An 18,046-nucleotide genomic window follows, 5' to 3' on the forward strand; every position below is an offset into this window, starting at 1 on the left:
TCGGATCATTGACCAAGGGACCGTTTAGGGCCAGGCGGCCAGGCCTGCCTCCAACCGTGACCGCCAACCAATTTGGTTGCCTTTCGCGACAGCTCCCGCGCGGTGCGCCAATCGGCGGCAGCCGGACTCGGGCTGTACATCGCCTGCTCGTATAAGAGCAGCAACGGATCCAGCGCCTCCGCGAGCTGCGGTCGTTCAAGCTTCCAGCGCCCAAACGCTTCCCGCAGCGTTTCCTGGTCGCCGCGGGTGAAGCCTCTTCGCCGCATCCGTCTTACGAGTCGCAGCGTTTCGTAAATCGTCTTCTCCCCCGGCGTCAGCGGGCGGCCCAGCCGCAGCCGGAGCCAGAGGAAATACAACTCCGAGCGCAGTTGATATAAAGTCCAAAGCAATAAGACACTGACGGCCGAAACGAAAATCCGTTGCATGACCACCGGATCCAGCTTGGAGAAGAAGCTTTCTTCGGCTGCAACCACTTCCGTATCGGTGTTCGTATCCACCGTAAGCGTATCTTCGCTCTCCTCCGGCGCCTCCATAATCGGAGAGACGAAGCCCGGCGTCGCCTCAAACGGAATCCAGCCGTAATCGCCGAAATACAATTCCGCCCAAGAGTGGGCATCCGCATTGCTCACATTGTACGCTCGGCCCATCTCCGGGTTACGCATCATCATCTCGTCGCTTGGCTGACTGCCGGGAGCGTACCCTTTAACCCAACGTGCGGGGATGCCCAGCGAGCGGGCCATCACAACCATCGCCGTCGAATAGTAGTCGCAGTACCCCTGCCGGATTTCAAACAGGAAGCTGTCGACGAAATCGTCGCTGCGTCTGCGGGTCAAATCCGGCTTGTTCGTATATTCGTAGTTTTGCCGAAGGTATTGCTGCAACAAATCCATTTTCGCGTAGGGTGTCTCGCCTTCTGCGGTAATTTCCTCGGCCAGGTCTTTCACCCGCTGCGGCAGGTTGCTGGGGAGTTGCAAATATTCCTCCGGCGCACCTTCCGGATACAACGCATCGTAACTGACCTGCTCCAACTCCTTCAGTGGGATCAGCGGAATATTGGCAACCACCTTATATTTCCGCGGATAATCCGGCAAATCCCCGGGATCGCGGTAGCCGTTCCAGAACAGCTCCGCCTGTTTGCCGGCCCAGCGCATATCCGCCTGCTGGCGTTCGTCCAGCAATTCGATGCTTTCGATGGCATAACCGCCGAACAAGACCGGGTACACCTTATCGGTACTCATCGTCACGATCTGTTCTACCCGCATCGTTTCCACCTTGCCCGGCTGATCGTGCATGAGCGGGTCGGCGTCCGGTCCGCCGCGATAACGTTCCGTATCCCGGCCTTCCTGCTCCAGGTCAGCCCATCCCTTCCCTGAGTAGATGCGCCGGGTTTCACCGCGCCAATAAGATCTCACCGGCGTTTCGATGGACATAACCGGGCTGTAGCTGAATTCGAATCCGTCGCCTAGCGTTTTGTCATCGCGGCTGTAGCCGGAGACGACCTCCTCTTGTACGGCAGACGGGCTATCCCCCAACGCGCTGGTCAGGGCTGAGGGACCGCTGCCGCCTCCCCCGCTGCGCTTGATCCAAGCCGTATACGGATCGGTCAGCGTAGGCGACACCGACGGCATGCTGATTCCGATCAGCAGCACGCAGGCAAAGACGATAAAGATGTTCACGGCGATCTTAAACGGGCTTTGCCGCAACCGTTGCCAGCCATGCGGATATTTCCGGCGATACTCGTAGAAATGAGCGCTCACCAGCCAGCCGAGACCGGCGAATACAATCCAGGCTACGTTTTGCCATAAATAATAACGTGTAAAAGAGTCCAAAATCGTAAACGCAACCAGATGGACGGCCAAAAACACCAAAATTCTCAGACGAGTCACGACCAGCCGCAGCGCCGCCTCAAGCAGCACCCAGGCGATTAAGGAAAACCAGATATACGGCGTAAAGGTTAACGCCATGCCGCGAATCTGATCGGGAAAAAACGGGCCAAACGGAACGTAAACCCCGTAACTGGTCAGGATGAACCTCCAAATCAACAGCAGCGCGATGATCTTGATCGTCCATTTCCACGCCGCCTGCACCGGAAGCAGCCATTCAATCAGAGCCATCATAATGATTGTGACCGTCACCAAAGTGGTCGTGACCGAAAACCACAGCGGCTCCGTAAAATCAATCCATTGCATGGCAATGATCACGATCCACAACAGGGTTAAGCTCTGATAAGACTTCGGAAGCTGAGAATTTGCCGTAAGTTTCACAGCTTCGCACCCCCCATCGCTGCGGGAAGCTCGCGCAGAGAGGAGACGTAAATGCCGCGAAGTCCCCGCTCCTGCAGGGTCGCCTGCCATGCGGAACGTTTAACGGTTTGATATGTGTTAGGCGCGCCTGCGGCCACAGCCTCATCCCCGATTTGGATATGATACGGGATCATCTGCCGCGATTTGGCTAACCTAAGCATAGCCAGCACCTTGTCGTCCGCCAGCGGACTGATTAGGATAAAGAACGCGCCCGGCTGAAACAAATCCGGCTTCGCTTCTAAGCGATCCTTGTAGTTGCCGAATCCGTCCGCATCGATATCTACGAGATGGTGCAGCATCTGCTGCCGCTCCAGATAACCTTCCGCCGGCGGGAAGTAACGGAGGGTCTTGCCCATGGTGCACAGCCCCATGCTGATCCGTTCTCTAGCCCCAAATTCCAGCAGCGACGCGGCCGTCGATACGGCCAATTCGAACTGCGGAGGGCGGAAATATCCGCTCGTATGGGCGTCCAGCACCAGAACCATTTTCGGCAGCGATTCATGCTCGAACTCCTTGGACTTCCAGGTCCCCGTCTTCGCGGTAGCGCTCCAATGAATCCGCGAAATCCGATCCCCGTACACATAATCGCGCACCCCGTTGATTTGAGTCGATTCCCGGCGCGACAGTGCAACGGCCGTCTCCGGACCGGCAAGACGCGAATTGCGGCTGTACAGCTCCCAGTGCGGAATAAACGCCGTTCGGGGAAGGATGCGAAACTCCCCGCCAGTCTGAAAGACGCTGGTATGCTCCATGAGACCAAAAATATCCTCAGCACTGCAATTCGTACCGGCAAATGCGTATTTCCCGCGCTCGAGGGGCGGCGTTTTGTACACCAGCTCGGATCGGGAGCTGAAATAAGGCACAATGCTGTCCTCGAACATCCAGCTGTCCCCGTTATGGCGCCGCAGCGTTTCCCTGACGACGATGTAAGGCAGCGGCAAAAATGCCGGAAGCTGCAGCTGCAGCTTCACCACCACCTGATCCCCGGCTTGAAGCAACCCGCCCCGTTCTCCAGAGAGCGAAAGCGTCCGCGAGCCCGTGATCCGTTTGACGCCGCCAAACCCTCCAATCGCCCAGTAGAAGCTCAGCACCGAAACCATCATAAATAACATCAGCGAGGTTTTCCCGCCTTGAAACAAGACATACAACAGGCAGACCAGCCAAACGGACGCCACCCTCCAGAACTTCCGGGAGGTGAGGCCCGCTTTAACGCCTTCAACCAGCGCGCGCATCGGTTACCGTCCTATGGCGACCGGTACGTGGACCTGCCGGAGAATTTGCTGCAGCACCTCGCTGACGTTCCGGTGCCCCAGGCGGGACTCGGGACGCAGCAGAATCCGGTGCTCCAGCACGAATGGCGCGAGCGTCTTAATATCGTCGGGCAGAACATAATCCCGCTCCTCCAGGAAAGCATAGGCCTTGGCTGCGGCCATAAAGGCGAGCGAAGCGCGCGGCGACGCGCCCAGCAACACTTCTTCATGCTCCCGTGTCCGGCGAACGATCTCCAGCAAGTAATCGGCAAGCGGTTCGCTGATATGCACGCGCTGAACCTCACGTTGGATGGCGGCAATCTCCTCCATCGTTGTAACCGATTCCAACTGATCTGCCGGCTGGCCTTGACTATGGGAGCGCAGCATCGCTTTCTCCGTGTCGGCGTCGGGATAACCGATCCCAATTTTCATCATAAAGCGGTCCAACTGAGCTTCCGGCAGCAGATAAGTGCCTTCAAAGTCAATCGGATTCTGCGTAGCGCAGAGCATAAAAGGATGAGGAAGCGGGTAGGTCACGCCATCGGCAGTGACGCTTCGCTCCTCCATGACTTCCAGCAAGGCGGATTGCGTCTTTGTGGTTGCCCGGTTGATTTCATCCGCCAGCAAAATATGCGTCATCACCGGACCTGGCCGGAATACGAAACGTTCTTCATGAGGATGGAAAACCGATACCCCCGTAATGTCGCTGGGCAAAATATCTGGATTACATTGTATCCGCCGGTAGTCTCCGCTCATCGACTTGGCCAGCGCCTTCACGAGCTGCGTCTTACCTGTACCGGGTACGTCCTCGATTAACACATGGCCGCCGGCCAGCAGCGCCGAAAGCAGCAGCTTGATTTCAAAAGACTTTCCTAAAATACACGACTCCAGGTTGTTCTTTACGGCGTTCAAAGTTTGCATCGATTGCTCATGTACGGGCACGCATTTTCCCTCCCAAATAAGACCTGTATATATCTACCTATTTTACATGAAGATAGATAGGGAGTACACTGTTCCCGCAAAAAGCAATGCGTTTTCCAAAAATTTTAACCTTTTGGCCGGGCAACAAGTGCCGCAAGGAAGGAGAAAATGATCGCCGCCGAGATCCCCGCACTAGTCACGTCGAAGATCCCGGTAATAACCCCGATCCAGCCGTCCCGCTGCAGTTCGGTTAATGCCCCGTGCACCAGCGAGTTGCCGAAGCTTGTAATCGGTACGGAAGCTCCCGCTCCGGCGAACTTCACCAGCGGGTCATACCAGCCAATCGCATCCATCACTGCACCGGCGACGACCAGCGAACTCATTGTGTGCGCCGGGGTGAGCTTTAGCACGTCAAACATCAGTTGGCCGATAACACAGATCAATCCGCCAACGACAAATGCCCAAAAAAATATCATTTTTCGTTAACCTCCTGTTCCAGGGCAACCGCGTGCGCGATGCAGGGAATGCTCTCGCCTTGCTGATAGGACAGCGGAGACAAGAGGGCACCCGTAGCAACGACCAGCACCCGGCCTATTTCCCGGTTCTTTAATTTTCTTAGAATGTGGCCATAGGTGACGACGGCGGAACAGCCGCAGCCGCTGCCTCCGGCATTCACATACGTTTGTTTGTTACGGTCATAAATCATCAATCCGCAATCGTCAAATTTCGTTTTGTCCATCGAGACGCCGTCTTTTTCAAGTAAATCCTTGGCGATGGCATGTCCCACCGAAGCTAAGTCTCCGGTGACGATCAAATCATAATCCTCGGGCCCCCGGCCCGTATCGCGGAAGTGGGAAACCAGCGTATCCACAGCGGCCGGCGCCATGGCCGCTCCCATGTTAAACGGATCCTTAACACCGAGATCCTGGATCCGGCCGATCGTGGCATGGGTAATGCGCGGACCGCTCCCCTCCTTCGATACAACCGCACAGCCTGCGCCCGTAATCGTATATTGGGCGGTGGCCGGTTTTTGCGAACCGTATTCGGTTGGATAGCGGAACTGCTTCTCCACAGTACAGTTATGGCTGGCCGTACCGGCCATCACATATTTTGCCCCGCCGGCGTCAGCCAGAAATGCGGCTAAGGCAAGACTCTCCATGGAGGTCGAGCAGGCACCGAACACCCCAAGATACGGAGCCGCAATCGTCCGGGCCGCAAACGTCGCGGTAATAATCTGGTTCATCAAATCGCCGCCGATGAAGAAGGACAGGTCCTCGCGATTGATGCCGGCATGGACCAAGGCAAGGGACCCAGCGTGCTCCAACAGCTTGCGCTCCGCTCTTTCCCACGTCTTCTCGTCAATCTCCAAATTGTCGTAGACGAAATCAAACGTGTGGGACAACGGCCCCTCCCCTTCTTCAGGCCCTACAACGGTCGCCGCTCCGATAACGGCCGGCTTGGAGCGAAATTCCCAGGTTTGCGCGCCGATCAGCATCGGTTAATGCACTCCTCCCAGGCCGAAAATCACATGAATCACACCTACGATAAAAGCGGCCACGACGCCAAACACGATCACCGAACCCGCCAGCTTAAACATATTGGCCCCGACGCCAAGGACAAGCCCCTCCGCTCGGGATTCAATGGCCGAGGAGCACATGGAGTTGGCGAACCCCGTCACAGGTACAGCCGTACCGGCCCCGGCCCATTGGGCGATTTTGTCGTAAACGCCAAACGAGGTGAGCACGATGGAGATAAGAATCAGGATCGCGACCGTAGGACTCGCTGCTTCCCGCGCGGACATGTCGGCAAAAGTCATAAACAGCTGCTGGATACATTGGCCAATAAAGCAGATGAACCCGCCGACCAGAAACGCCCTCAGGCAGTTGCGCAAAATGTTTGTTTTCGGCTTATGCTGGTCGGCAACCTGCTGATACTCTTCCTCCGTCAGCAGCAGGTTGTTCAACTTCACCCGAGCTCCCGGCTTGTTTTTCGCTTTTGCAGGCAAACGGCATTCCTCCTTATTTTCCTAACTTGCACGGTATACTCATTATTTGTCATCCTGCGGCTTGTTATGTTTGGAAAATGATCCATGGAATCCGGCACCAGAAAGCGAGCTTAAAACATAAGAAAAACGTCTATCGACGTACATTCAAAGTAGACAGACCGCGTTTAGCGGAAGTTTTTCTTGCGATATCAGGATGCTAATGCCCCGAAGTTTATACTTTCTGATATCTTAAGAAAAACGTCTATCGACGTACATTCAAAGTAGACAGACCGCGTTTAGCGGAAGTTTTTCTTGCGATATCAGGATGCTAATGCCCCGAAGTTTATACTTTCTGATATCTTAAGAAAAACGTCTATCGACGTACATTCAAAGTAGACAGACCGCGTTTAGCGGAAGTTTTTCTTGCGATATCAGGATGCTAATGCCCCGAAGTTTATACTTTCTGATATCTTAAAGAAGCCCGCAGGAACCAAAGTTCCGGCGGACTCACGTCAGGTGAGGCAAGGGAATCGCATCCTGAAATCACAAATACAGAAGGATGATCACTAACAGGATAAAGAGCAGACAGATCACCAGCCAATCTTTGGCATATCGTTCCATTAAGCTTAGCCTCCTCATTCGCCCATCGACTGCTGCTTCTGCAGTATATGCTGCGCTCGGATGGCGGGTGCTCGCCAGAGTTACGACAGCACAAGAAATCCGGGCAATCCAATCGCCATGGACAATCGAAAAAAGGTAGTTCATACTAGGGTAGGAAGGTTATCTGAGATGGATTCTAAGATATCTAGATGCTGTAAATCGGGCCTTTGGAACCCGTATCTTTAGAAAAAGGAGAAGCAAACGATGAATGAAAAAACGCGCGAGCTATTTAAAGAACTGACGGAATTTCCAGCGGCTCCTGGATTTGAACGAGAACTGCGGGCCCTCGTTAAAAAGAAAATGTCGGCCTATACGCAGGAATTCGTGCAGGATAACCTCGGCGGACTGTTCGGGGTATTGCGCGGAGATGAGCAAGGTCCTCGGGTGATGGTCGCCGGGCATTTCGACGAAGTCGGCTTCATGACCACCGGCATCAGCGATAACGGGATGGTGTCGTTCCAGCCGCTCGGCGGCTGGTGGAGCCAGGCCGTGTTGGCGCAACGCCTGCAAATCATTACGCCAAACGGGCGAATCGTCGGCGTCGTCGGATCGATCCCCACCCACCTGCTGGATGAGTCGCAACGCAACAAGCCGGTAGACATCAAATCGATGTACCTGGATATCGGCGCGGACAGCCGTGAGGAAGCCGAAGCCGCAGGAGTGCGGATCGGCCAGCAGATCGTGCCGATTTGCGAGTTCACCCCCCTCGTAAATCCGAAGAAAATTATGGCGAAAGCCTGGGATAACCGCTATGGCGTTGGTTTAGCGATTGAGCTGCTCGAGGCACTGCACGGCGAGAAGCTGCCGAATGTTCTTTATGCCGGGGCTAACGTGCAGGAAGAAGTGGGCCTTAGAGGGGCTCGGACGGCGGCGAATCTCATTAAGCCTGACATCTTCTTCGCCTTGGACGCCAGCGCGGCCAACGACATGACCGGCGACAAAAAAGCGTTCGGCCGGTTGGGCGATGGCGCGCTGCTGCGCATCCTTGACCCGACGATGATCACCCATCGCGGCTTGGTCGAATATATCCGCGATATGGCGGATACGCACAAGATTAAGTACCAATATTTCGTGTCACCGGGCGGCACGGATGCCGGTCAAGTGCATCTCAGCGGCACCGGCGTCCCGTCGAGCGTCATCGGCATTTGCTCCCGCTACATCCACACATCCTCCTCAATCATCCATACGGATGATTATGCAGCTGCGAAGGAGCTGCTGATTCGCCTGGTGCGCGGACTGGACCGGACGACGCTGAACACAATTCTGGAGAATAGCTGAACCTCCGTAAGAAAAACGTCTATCGACGTACATTCAAAGTTTTCTGATATCTTCAAAAAAACCGCAAGGCCGTTTGTCAGGCCTTGCGGTTTTTTGGATAATCTTTACTTTTTACCTTCCAAAATAACGACGCCCCGGCCAGGCACCTGAACCGTACCCGACACTTCCGTTTGCGCCAGCAGGTCCTTCATTCCTTCAGACCCGATTTCCACCTCAGCAGCCCCTTCGTTATGGTTCAGCAGGAACAAGAAGGCTTTGCCATCCTTCACGCGGCGTGCGACTTCGACGCCGGCTGGTGCGTCCAGCAACGGCTGGATCCCTTTCTCATCGCATAGGTTCTTCAGGAACCCTTGCAGGAAGGCGGCGTCCGGGCTGCTTGCCACATAATAGGCGCGACCTTTGCCGAACTGGTTGACCGTCACGACCGGCATCCCCTGATAGAAATCGGAGCCGTATTCCGCTAGCACTTCTGCGCCTTCGGCATGAATCAAATCGCACAAGAGGCCGCATTCGTATTGGCCAGACAGTGCACCCCAAGCTTCTTTCATCACGATTTGGTTCGTGCGGCCCGGCAGCAAGGCGTCGATCTCCTCTGCCCAAATGCCTAGGACGGAGCGCAGCTCGCCCGGATAACCCCCGAGCGTCACCAGATCGTTCTCATTTACGATGCCGCTGAAGAAGGTGGTGACAAATGTGCCTCCGTTCGCTACGAACTCCTCGACTTTTTTCGCAAAGCCCGGCTTCACCATATACATCACCGGCGCAATCAGGATTTCGTATTTGCTGAAATCCTCTTCCACCGACACCATGTCGCTCTCCACATGCATTTGGAACAACGTATCGTAATATTTGTGGACTTCATTAACGTAATTCAAAGCTACGGTTGGACCGCTGGAAAGCTCGATCGCCCAACGGTTCTCCCAGTCATAGACGATGCCGATCTTCGCCTCGGTCCGCGCGTCCAGCAGCGTATCGCCCAGCTGCTCCAGCTCTCGGCCAAGCTCCGCCACTTCGCGGAAGACCCGGGTGTGCTCGTGACCGACATGCTCAATGACCGCACCGTGGTATTTCTCGCACGCCCCAATCGAGCGGCGCAGCTGGAAGAACATCACCGTGTCGGCGCCGCGCGCGACCGCCTGATAGCTCCAAAGGCGCATCACGCCAGGACGCTTCAGCGAGTTGTAGGGCTGCCAGTTTTGCTGGCTTGGCGTCTGCTCCATCAGCATAAACGGCGCGCCGCTCTTCAGCCCGCGCATCAAGTCATGGGCCATGGCCGTGAAGCTGACCGGCGTATCCAAGGACGGGTAGTTGTCCCAAGAAACAATGTCCATATATTTCGCCCATTTGAAATAATCCAGCTCCGGATAAAATCCCATCAAATTGGTGGTTACCGGCACGTTAGGCGTATGCTTTTTGATCTCGTCGTACTCCAGCTTGTAGCACTCCAGCAGCGATTCGGACTGGAAGCGCCGGTAATCCAGCGAAATCCCTTGGAAGTTCGTGCGGTTTCCGCCCCATTCCTCACTGAGTTCGTTAGGCACCACGATTTCTTCCCAATCATAAAACGTATGACCCCAGAATCGCGTATTCCATACCCGGTTAAGCTCATCCAACGTTTTATAACGCTCTCGCAACCACACGCGGAAGGCAGCCGCACAGTTGTCGCAATAGCAGTAGCCGCCATATTCATTGGAAACGTGCCAGATCAACAGCCCCGGATGATCCTTGTAGCGTTCCGCCAGCTTGCCGGCCAGACGGGCAGCGTATTTGCGATAGGTCGGCGAATTTGGACAGGAGTTATGACGTCCGCCAAACCGGCGTTTCCGTCCCTGCACGTCAACGCGCAGCACGTCCGGATATTTGCGGGCCATCCATGCCGGGTGAGCCCCGGTGCTGGTCGCCAGGCAGACATAAACGCCGCTCTTGTACAAGCGGTCGATCGTTTCGTCCAATTGCGTAAAGTCATACGTTTCCTCGCTAGGTTGAATGAGCGCCCAGGAAAAAACGTTGACCGTAGCCACATCGATCCCGGCCAGCTTAAACATCCGCTCGTCCTCTTTCCAAACGTCCGGTCCCCACTGCTCCGGATTGTAGTCGCCGCCGTACCAAATTTTCGGCAGTTTCTCGTTGATCACCATATCCACATCCTTTTGCGATATATAACTTCTAAGTCCATTGTAAGGTTGAAATTTCCCGCTTTATATATAATAATTTCGAATTGTAATATAATAATATGGATTAAACTTAGGAGGCAATTCGCACGATGAGTTCACGGGCCTTTACCCGTTTTGTTTTTTCCCCGGCTGCCACACCGAATCTTCCCTTGCTCCTGGAAAGCGTCGGCTATAATCCGAATCAGGAGAAAATCGTCCGCCCGGACGGCTACCCTTATTACCATTGGCTACATACCGCCGAGGGCGAGGGGGAGTTGACTTTGGGCAGCGGAACGGTCCTGCTCCCTCCAGGCAGCGGGATGCTGCTGCCGCCCGGCATGCCTCACGAATATCAAGCTAAGCGAAGCTCGACATGGGAGACGTATTACCTCACGTTTGGCGGAGCAGCTGCCGGGTCGATTCTGGCGGCGTTTGGCATCCGGGAGGCTGTCCTGTTCCGCTGGGAAGCGGAGGCGCCTATCTCCCCGCTGCTTGGCCACCTGCTCAACCGGCTGGACAGCATTCAGGACCCGTTTGGCCTGGAGACCTCAACCGAGGTGTACCGGTTCCTTGCAGTCCTGAGCCAATTCGGCCAGGTGAGCGGCAGCGCCGTCCCGCGAATCATGGAGAAGCTGGGACCGCTACTCGCCTGGATGGAGCGGGAATACGGCAACCCCGACGTTGGGCTGGATACGTTGGCTGAAGTGGCCGGAATGTCCGGCCGACATCTCAGCAAGCTGTTCCAGCAATCGTTTGGCATCGCCCCCTACAGCTACCTCACGCAAATGCGCATCCATAAGGCGAAGGAGCATCTGGCCAGCGAACCTGGCGTCACCGTCGCCGCGATCGCCGGCAAAACGGGCTTTCGAGATGCCAGCCACTTCGTCGCCACGTTCCGCAAGCACACGGGGATGACCCCCCAGCAGTTCCGTAGGCTGCATTAGGAAGAGTTCTGCCTTTGGCAGCGTGGCAGGTGGACACGAAAAACTGCAAAAGCGCTCCAAATGGAGAGTATCAGCGATTTTGGCCTTAAAAAACTGCATTTTTGCATCAATTTGACGCCGTAACCCGCGAGACGCAGGGGCTGTCCCCTAGCCTACGAGGTATGTCGCTCCCGCTTCCGTCTGGAAGCGTTCACCTTCCTGCACGGTGCGGCCGTCCGGCAAGCGGACGCTCAGGCCATGCAGCCCGCGCAGCGTGCACTCGCCGCCGGACGTTGACGTGATGCAGGCCGACGTCAGACGGCCCTCCTCCCACGTCATGTCGACGGTAAACCCTCCGCGGGCTCGCAGGCCGCTCACTTGCCCCCTCGTCCAGGCCGCAGGCAGGGCCGGCAGCAGGTCGATGCCGCCCATATGACTTTGCAGCAGCATCTCGGCGATGCCGGCTGCTCCGCCGAAGTTGCCGTCGATCTGGAACGGCGGATGATCGTCGAACAGGTTCGGATACGTGGAACGCGACAGCAGCGTGTTCACGAACCGGTGAGCGGTGTCCCCGTCGCCCAGCCGGGCGTACAGGTTAATCAGCCAGGCGCAGCTCCAGCCGGTATGGCCTCCGCCGTTCCGGATGCGCTCCTCCAGCGTGCGGCGGACAGCTTCCGCCAGCTCCGGCGTCTGCCGCACCGTGATCGCATTGCCCGGGTAGAAGCCAACCAAATGGGACACGTGCCGATGTCCCGGCTCGGCTTCTGCAAACGGCTCGCTCCACTCCTGCAGCCGGCCGTCCGGGCCGATCTGCGGCTCAGCCATACGCGTGAGCGTATCGGCCAGCTCTTGTCGCCACGCCTCGTCAACCTTAAGAATTTCTGCGGCCCGAATCGTATGCTCCAACAGTTCACGGATCAAGAACAGATCCATCGTACTGCCGGCAGACACACTGCAAGGCTCTCCGCCATCCGGTGTCAGGAACTTGTTCTCCGGCGAAGTCGACGGGGCTGTAACCAGCCGTCCGTCCGGTCCGGGCACCAGCCAATCCTGGCAAAACTCGGCAGCTCCCTTCATCAGCGGATACGCCGTTTCCTGCAGAAACTGCTCGTCCAGCCCAAATTCGTAATGCTCCCATAAATGGCGGCACAGCCACACGCCGCCCATCGGCCAGAACGCCCAGCTGGCCTCGCCGTCCGATGGCGTGGATTGGCGCCATAAATCCACATTGTGATGAGCGACCCAGCCCCGGGCGCCGTAATGAATCCGCGCCGTTCGGGCTCCGGTTACGCTAAGATCACGGATCAGCTCGAACAACGGCTCATGGCAATCGGCCAGCCCCGCCACCTCTGCGTGCCAATAATTCATTTGCGTATTGATGTTGGTCGTATACCCGCAGTTCCACGGCGGCTGCACATGCGGATTCCAGATGCCCTGCAGATGAGCAGCCTCCGTCCCCGGCCGGGAGCTGGCCATCAGCAAATATCGGCCGTAGTGAAAATACAACGACTCCAGCCCAAGGTCCGACTCTCCGCGGCGATAAGCCTCAAGCCGCTCGTCGGTCGGACGGGCTGCCCGCTCGGCGGCCTCCTCCGCGCGGCCCAGCCGCAGCTCAACGCGGCCGAACAGCCGGCGGTGATCCGCCTCATGGCGCTGACGCAGCTGCTCATAGCCAAGCGCTGCGGCCGCATCCAGCGCCGCCTGGCATCGCTCCGCCGGGTCGATGCCGCCGCTTCCCGGCGCCTGATCATAGCCGGCGTAATCCGTGGCGGCTGCCAGCAGCAGCGTCACCGCCTTCGCCCCGCTCACCGTCAGCCGGCCTGAGGCATCTGCCTGCACCGTGCCGCCGCCCTCCGGCAGCGCCAAGAGCTGGGCCTCAAAGGTGAGGCCCAAGCCGTCCTCGTATAAGACCGACTGCGGATGGTCCCCGCGATAATTGTCGGCAATATGGCTGGGGGCCTGGCCTCTCATGCAGATCCGTGCCGTTTCCGCCGGCCCGCCGAAGGCTTGATGCCGAAGAAGTGAGTCCAACGAAGCGGCCATATTCACAGGTTCACTCCCCAGCGCCGTAATGCGGAGAACCATCACCTGATCAACCGCACTGATGAATACCTCGCGGCGATATTCCGCCCCCCCGATCCGATAAGTCGTCGTTGCGATCCCGGTCGCCAGATCCAATTCCCGTCGGAATCCCTGCAGCTCATTCCCATCGGCCTCCGTCGCCGAATCTCCCTGCTCTAGCCACAAATCCCCAAGCGGCTGGTAGGATTCCGTGCGTCGGCCTAGCATTTTCGCATCGATCAGTTTCTCGGCCTCTTTGTATTTGCCGGCGAAGATCAGTTCCCGGGCCGGTCCAAGGTGACGCAGCGCATCGTAGTTTTGCGGGTCCCGGGGGAATCCCGACCATAACGTATCTTCATTCAGCGCAATCCGCTCGCGATGAATCCCGCCGAAGACCATCCCGCCGATTCGCCCGTTTCCAACGGGAAGAGCTTCCTCCCAGCGAGAAGCGGGGCGATCATACCATAGCTTCCACTCCGTTTGCTCCGAATAGTTCAGTTTCCTCATCCTCCTGAATGATGTATATAATGGCTAACTGGCGCAAAAAGGCCCGAAAACACACGGGCCTTTTTGCAATCCTATTTAGATTGTTAATGCTAAGCTACAATTACAATTTCTTACCGGTAAACAATTCGACTCTCTTCTTAACCAATTCCGTATACTCGGCTTCCATCTTCTTCGCGCCGGCTTTGTCCAGCTCTTCAAGGAAAGCGTCATAAATCTTGTCGAAATCGGCTTCCTTCGCCAGAATCGCTTCCGGAATCCGCTTACGGATGATATCCTGCGTTTTTTGGTAAATCACTTGGTAATCGCCGTCCGTAGGAACAGGCATGTTGTACAGAGCGCCCCAATCCTTCGCAGGGAATGCATCTTCACCTGGGAACAGGTCTTTCCAAGTTGTTGCATTGTAAGCTTTCAACGTTTCTTTTTCAGCTTCGGTGTAGCCTGCCACGATTTGCTCAGGGAAGTTCGTGGTGTAGTAGTTGCCCGAAGGATCTTTCACGCCGTCACCATAGTTCGCACCGAAGATGCGGTACAAGCTGATGCCGGATTCCTTCGTGAAGTTCGTGCTGTCATTTACTTTACGTTCTTGAATGTCGGCTGGAATGACGCGTTGGCCGTTCTCATCAACCGTATAGTGTTTACCTTCTACGCCCCAGTTTCTCAAAACCTGACCTTCGTCAGAAGACAGCCAATCGATAAATTTGATGGCGCGAACCGGATCTTTACATGCTGTGGTGATGCTGATTCCGTAGCCGTCAACGCCTGCTTGTTGGAAGGAATGATCTTCATATTCCTCCGTCAAAGTAACCGGGAAGTGCGCGTAAGTGTACTCGTCTTTACCAGCTGTTTTCAACGCGTTTTCTGCATCCTGATATCCCCACTCTTGGTCGATCAGGCCAAGCACGCGGCCGCTGGCAATTTTCGCTTTGTATTGGTCTTCTTTTTGCACGAATGTATCTTTATCCAGGAGGCCTTCGTTATACATGTGATTCAGCCAACGGAAGTATTCCTTCTCTTCCGGACGTTTGTAATGCAGCATCGCCTCATAAGTTTCCGGATTGACATAATATTCGCCGTCGTCCGGTGCACCTGTTGTCAGGAACGCCGGGTTCGTTACCGTAATCATGATTCTCCAGTCATCGGCGCTCAGTGTCAGCGGAATGGTTGGCTGACCGTCTGTAGTCGGGTGTTTCTCTACATACTGCTTCAGCACGTTTTCAAAATCCTTAACCGTACGAATCTTCGGATATCCCAGCTCTTTCAAAACGCGTTGCTGGATTTCGAAGCCTCCGCCAGCGTCGAAGTACTGCTGATCCACGCCGCCATTCGTGAAGATGGAATAAATCGCAGGATCATCGTTGCTGTATTTCAGACGGTTCATATTTTCGCTGAAAATTTTCTTCAGGTTTGGTGCATGCTCTTCAATAAGCGGAGCCAAGTCGATAATGAGACCGGCATCCACCAGCTTGCTCAATTCCCCTTTGGCAAAAATTAGATCCGGAACGTCACCGCTTGCGGCCATCAGCGCGATTTTGTTTTCGCCGCCGCCGGCACCTACGTCAAACTCGGCTTCAAGCGTTACACCGGTTTTCTCTGTAATCACTTTGCCTACATCGTCCTGCATGTTGTTCCAGTTCGGGCTGGCATCCGCACCAAAGAAGGTAAAGGTGATCGGGCTGTTATCTGCGGACGCTTCCGCATTGCTTCCCGCGTTGCCGGTATTGCTGCTGTTGGCAGCATTGTTACCGTTACTTCCGCAACCCGCAACCAACACCGTACTCGCGAGCAAGATCGCCGCGAATGCTTTAGGGCTTTTCCACTTCATTTCTACGTTCCCCCTCGTCATCTTGATCAAACTTGTATTGTATGAACAGGCTTTCGCCTGCTGATACCTGAGTTGCTTCCCTCATTCCCGGTGTTACCCAAAAAAGTAAAGGCTTTCATCTTTGATTGAAAAAGAAATTACTCCCACCCGCCGAGTGCCGCCCCGCCGCTGATGCAGCTTGCGGCGGAGGCGGATTTGGCGGCGTTAATCCATCGGGCTTACCGCCCGGCAGGCTCTAGGGTTAAGCCTTGACGGCGCCCAGCGTCATCCCATCTACGAAGTAACGCTGCAAGAACGGATAAACGATCAAGATCGGTACCGTTACAACGATAGTGATCGCCATTTTGATGGATTCCGGCGATACCTGAGCCATCTGATTCGCCATATCGTTGGCGTTGATCATTCTTGCGCCTTGGTTGGTGCTTTGTAAAATTTTCATCAACTCATATTGAAGCGTCGTCAAATGCGCTTTGTTCCCGTTGTACAGATAAGTGTCGAACCAAGAGTTCCATTGGCCTACCGCCAGGAACAAGGCGATGGTCGCCAGTACCGGCTTACAGAGCGGCAGAATCACTTTGTAGTAAATCGTGAAGTCGTTGGCTCCGTCCAGCTTGGCAGATTCCTGCAATGCATACGGCAACCCGTCGATAAAGGAACGGATAACGAACACGTTAAACGCGCTGACAACGCCCGGTAAGATGTAAATCCAGAACGTGCCGATCAAATCGAGATGGCGCATCAGCATGTAGGTTGGAACCAAACCGCCGGAGAAGTACATCGTCAACGCCAGGAAGGTGGATACAAACTTCCGGGATTTGAAATCCGGCCGGCTTAGCGTATAGGCCAGCATTGAGGCGCTGATCAAGCCAAGCACGGTCCCAAGAACCGTCCGGTAAATCGTAATTTTAAAGCCGGTAATCAGGCTGGAATAATTAAAGATCGTTTTATAGTTCTCCAAAGTGAATTCCCGCGGCCAGATGTAAATGCCGCCTCGAACCGTATCGGTGGAATCATTAAAGGAGATCGCCAACACGTTCAGGAAAGGATACAACGTGATGACCAAAATGACGCTCATGAGAATGATGTTGCAAATGTTGAAGATTTTATCGCCCCGCGTATCATTAAAGCCTCTGCTTGAACTTGCCATCGCCCTTCTCCCTCCCTTTACATGATGCTCTCTTTTGTGGTTTTCTTCATGATTCCGTTGGCCGTAAGCAGCAGGATGATGCTGACCACGGACGTGAACATACTGATGGCTGTACCATAGGAGAAACGGCTGATATTGATACCGTAGTTCAGTGCGTACAAGTCCAACACTTCGGAATAGTCGGTGACGAGCGAGTTGCTCAGCTGGAACTGCTTCTCGAACCCGATGCCGATCAAATGGCCGATCGACATAATCAGCAGTACCGAAATCGTCGTCCGGATCCCCGGCAGCGTAATGTTCCAAATTTGCCGGAAACGTCCGGCTCCATCGACCCGTGCCGCTTCGTACAGCTCTTTATCGATGCCGGTGATCGCTGCCAAATAAATGATGGCGTTCCAACCGGTTTCTTTCCATACGTCGGAAGCGGTTACAATTCCCCAAAACCATTTCCCTTGGGCCATGAATTGGATGGGTTCGTCAATGATATGCAAGGAAACTAAAATCTCGTTGACGATCCCGCCGTCGATCGAGAGCATTTTCGTCACGATCCCGGCGACGACTACCCAAGATACAAAGTGCGGAAGGTAGGAAATCGTCTGAACCGTCCGTTTGAAATATTTGCCGCGCAGCTCGTTCAACAACACCGCAAAGGTGATCGGAATCACGAATCCCGCGACCAGCCCCATAAAGCTCATCGCCAGCGTATTACGGAGGACCAGGTAGAACCGTTCATCCTGGAACAAATCCACGAAGTTTTTAAATCCAACCCATTTTTGCTCCGAGAAGGATTTCGCCGGCTTATAGTTTTGGAAAGCCATCGTCCATCCCCACACCGGCAGGTAGTTGAATACAAACAACCAGATCACGAATGGCATGGACATTAAATATAAGTACTTTTGCTGCAAAATGCTCCGCCAGATACCGGTCTTCCGCTTATTCTGCGGCTTAGGGGTTGCGCTTACATTTCTGGTTTCAGGCTGAGTTGACAGCGTTTCCATCTCGATTTCTCCCCCCTTGTCTGCTATAGCTTTATGATA

General features: G+C 55.2%; 13 protein-coding genes. 2 read left to right on the forward strand and 11 right to left on the reverse strand.

The features are described from left to right. Positions 1-5: 5 nt before the first annotated feature. The 6 genes from U9M73_RS10295 to spoVAC form a co-directional block, all read right to left on the reverse strand. Positions 6-2,264, reverse strand: a complete 2,259-nt coding sequence (locus U9M73_RS10295) for a DUF4129 domain-containing transglutaminase family protein (RefSeq protein ID WP_323077196.1) — start codon at positions 2,262-2,264, stop codon at positions 6-8. Further along, a complete protein-coding gene (locus U9M73_RS10300; RefSeq protein ID WP_009224190.1) occupies positions 2,261-3,535 on the reverse strand; it encodes a DUF58 domain-containing protein in 1,275 nt (424 codons plus the stop codon). Before U9M73_RS10300 ends, U9M73_RS10295 begins: the two co-directional genes overlap by 4 nt. A 3-nt stretch (positions 3,536-3,538) precedes the next feature. Continuing rightward, positions 3,539-4,495 (reverse strand): AAA family ATPase, encoded by a 957-nt coding sequence (locus U9M73_RS10305; protein ID WP_009224191.1) that lies wholly within the window; start codon positions 4,493-4,495, stop codon positions 3,539-3,541. Between the two features lie 104 nt (positions 4,496-4,599). Then, positions 4,600-4,950: a stage V sporulation protein AE gene (gene spoVAE, locus U9M73_RS10310; protein WP_009224192.1), complete on the reverse strand. Its 351-nt coding sequence runs from the start codon at positions 4,948-4,950 to the stop codon at positions 4,600-4,602. Continuing rightward, on the reverse strand, positions 4,947-5,969 hold the full coding sequence (gene spoVAD / locus U9M73_RS10315; protein ID WP_009224193.1) for a stage V sporulation protein AD: 1,023 nt from the start codon (positions 5,967-5,969) through the stop codon (positions 4,947-4,949). The genes spoVAE and spoVAD overlap by 4 nt, the downstream gene beginning before the upstream one ends. Positions 5,970-5,972: 3 nt before the next feature. Beyond that, entirely contained in the window at positions 5,973-6,479 is a 507-nt protein-coding gene (gene spoVAC / locus U9M73_RS10320; RefSeq protein ID WP_009224194.1) for a stage V sporulation protein AC, read from the reverse strand. An 843-nt stretch (positions 6,480-7,322) separates the two neighbouring features. On the opposite strand from spoVAC, the gene U9M73_RS10325 reads away from it, so the two are divergent. Then, a complete protein-coding gene (locus U9M73_RS10325) occupies positions 7,323-8,396 on the forward strand; it encodes a M42 family metallopeptidase (protein WP_009224195.1) in 1,074 nt (357 codons plus the stop codon). 104 nt (positions 8,397-8,500) lie between these two features. Here the strand turns inward: U9M73_RS10325 and U9M73_RS10330 are convergent, their stop codons facing one another. Next, on the reverse strand, positions 8,501-10,531 hold the full coding sequence (locus U9M73_RS10330; protein ID WP_323077199.1) for a beta-galactosidase: 2,031 nt from the start codon (positions 10,529-10,531) through the stop codon (positions 8,501-8,503). Between the two features lie 128 nt (positions 10,532-10,659). Between U9M73_RS10330 and U9M73_RS10335 the strand changes: the two genes are divergently transcribed. Further along, positions 10,660-11,493 carry an AraC family transcriptional regulator gene (locus U9M73_RS10335; RefSeq protein WP_009224197.1) on the forward strand — a complete coding sequence of 278 codons (834 nt, stop codon included), beginning with the start codon at positions 10,660-10,662 and terminating at the stop codon, positions 11,491-11,493. Between the two features lie 147 nt (positions 11,494-11,640). Here U9M73_RS10335 and U9M73_RS10340 read toward each other — a convergent pair whose 3' ends face one another. The 4 genes from U9M73_RS10340 to U9M73_RS10355 all read right to left on the reverse strand — a co-directional run bounded on the left by U9M73_RS10340 (position 11,641) and on the right by U9M73_RS10355 (position 18,007). Next, positions 11,641-14,040 carry a glycoside hydrolase family 95 protein gene (locus U9M73_RS10340; protein WP_323077200.1) on the reverse strand — a complete coding sequence of 800 codons (2,400 nt, stop codon included), beginning with the start codon at positions 14,038-14,040 and terminating at the stop codon, positions 11,641-11,643. A gap of 100 nt (positions 14,041-14,140) precedes the next feature. After that, the gene (locus tag U9M73_RS10345; protein ID WP_009224199.1) at positions 14,141-15,862 is read right to left on the reverse strand and encodes an ABC transporter substrate-binding protein; all 1,722 of its coding nucleotides are present in this window, start codon (positions 15,860-15,862) and stop codon (positions 14,141-14,143) included. A gap of 241 nt (positions 15,863-16,103) precedes the next feature. Further along, a complete protein-coding gene (locus U9M73_RS10350) occupies positions 16,104-17,009 on the reverse strand; it encodes a carbohydrate ABC transporter permease (RefSeq protein ID WP_009224200.1) in 906 nt (301 codons plus the stop codon). A gap of 17 nt (positions 17,010-17,026) precedes the next feature. Further along, positions 17,027-18,007 (reverse strand): ABC transporter permease, encoded by a 981-nt coding sequence (locus U9M73_RS10355; RefSeq protein ID WP_009224201.1) that lies wholly within the window; start codon positions 18,005-18,007, stop codon positions 17,027-17,029. Positions 18,008-18,046: the final 39 nt, after the last annotated feature.

The organism is Paenibacillus phoenicis, from assembly GCF_034718895.1.
Classification (GTDB): domain Bacteria; phylum Bacillota; class Bacilli; order Paenibacillales; family Paenibacillaceae; genus Fontibacillus; species Fontibacillus phoenicis.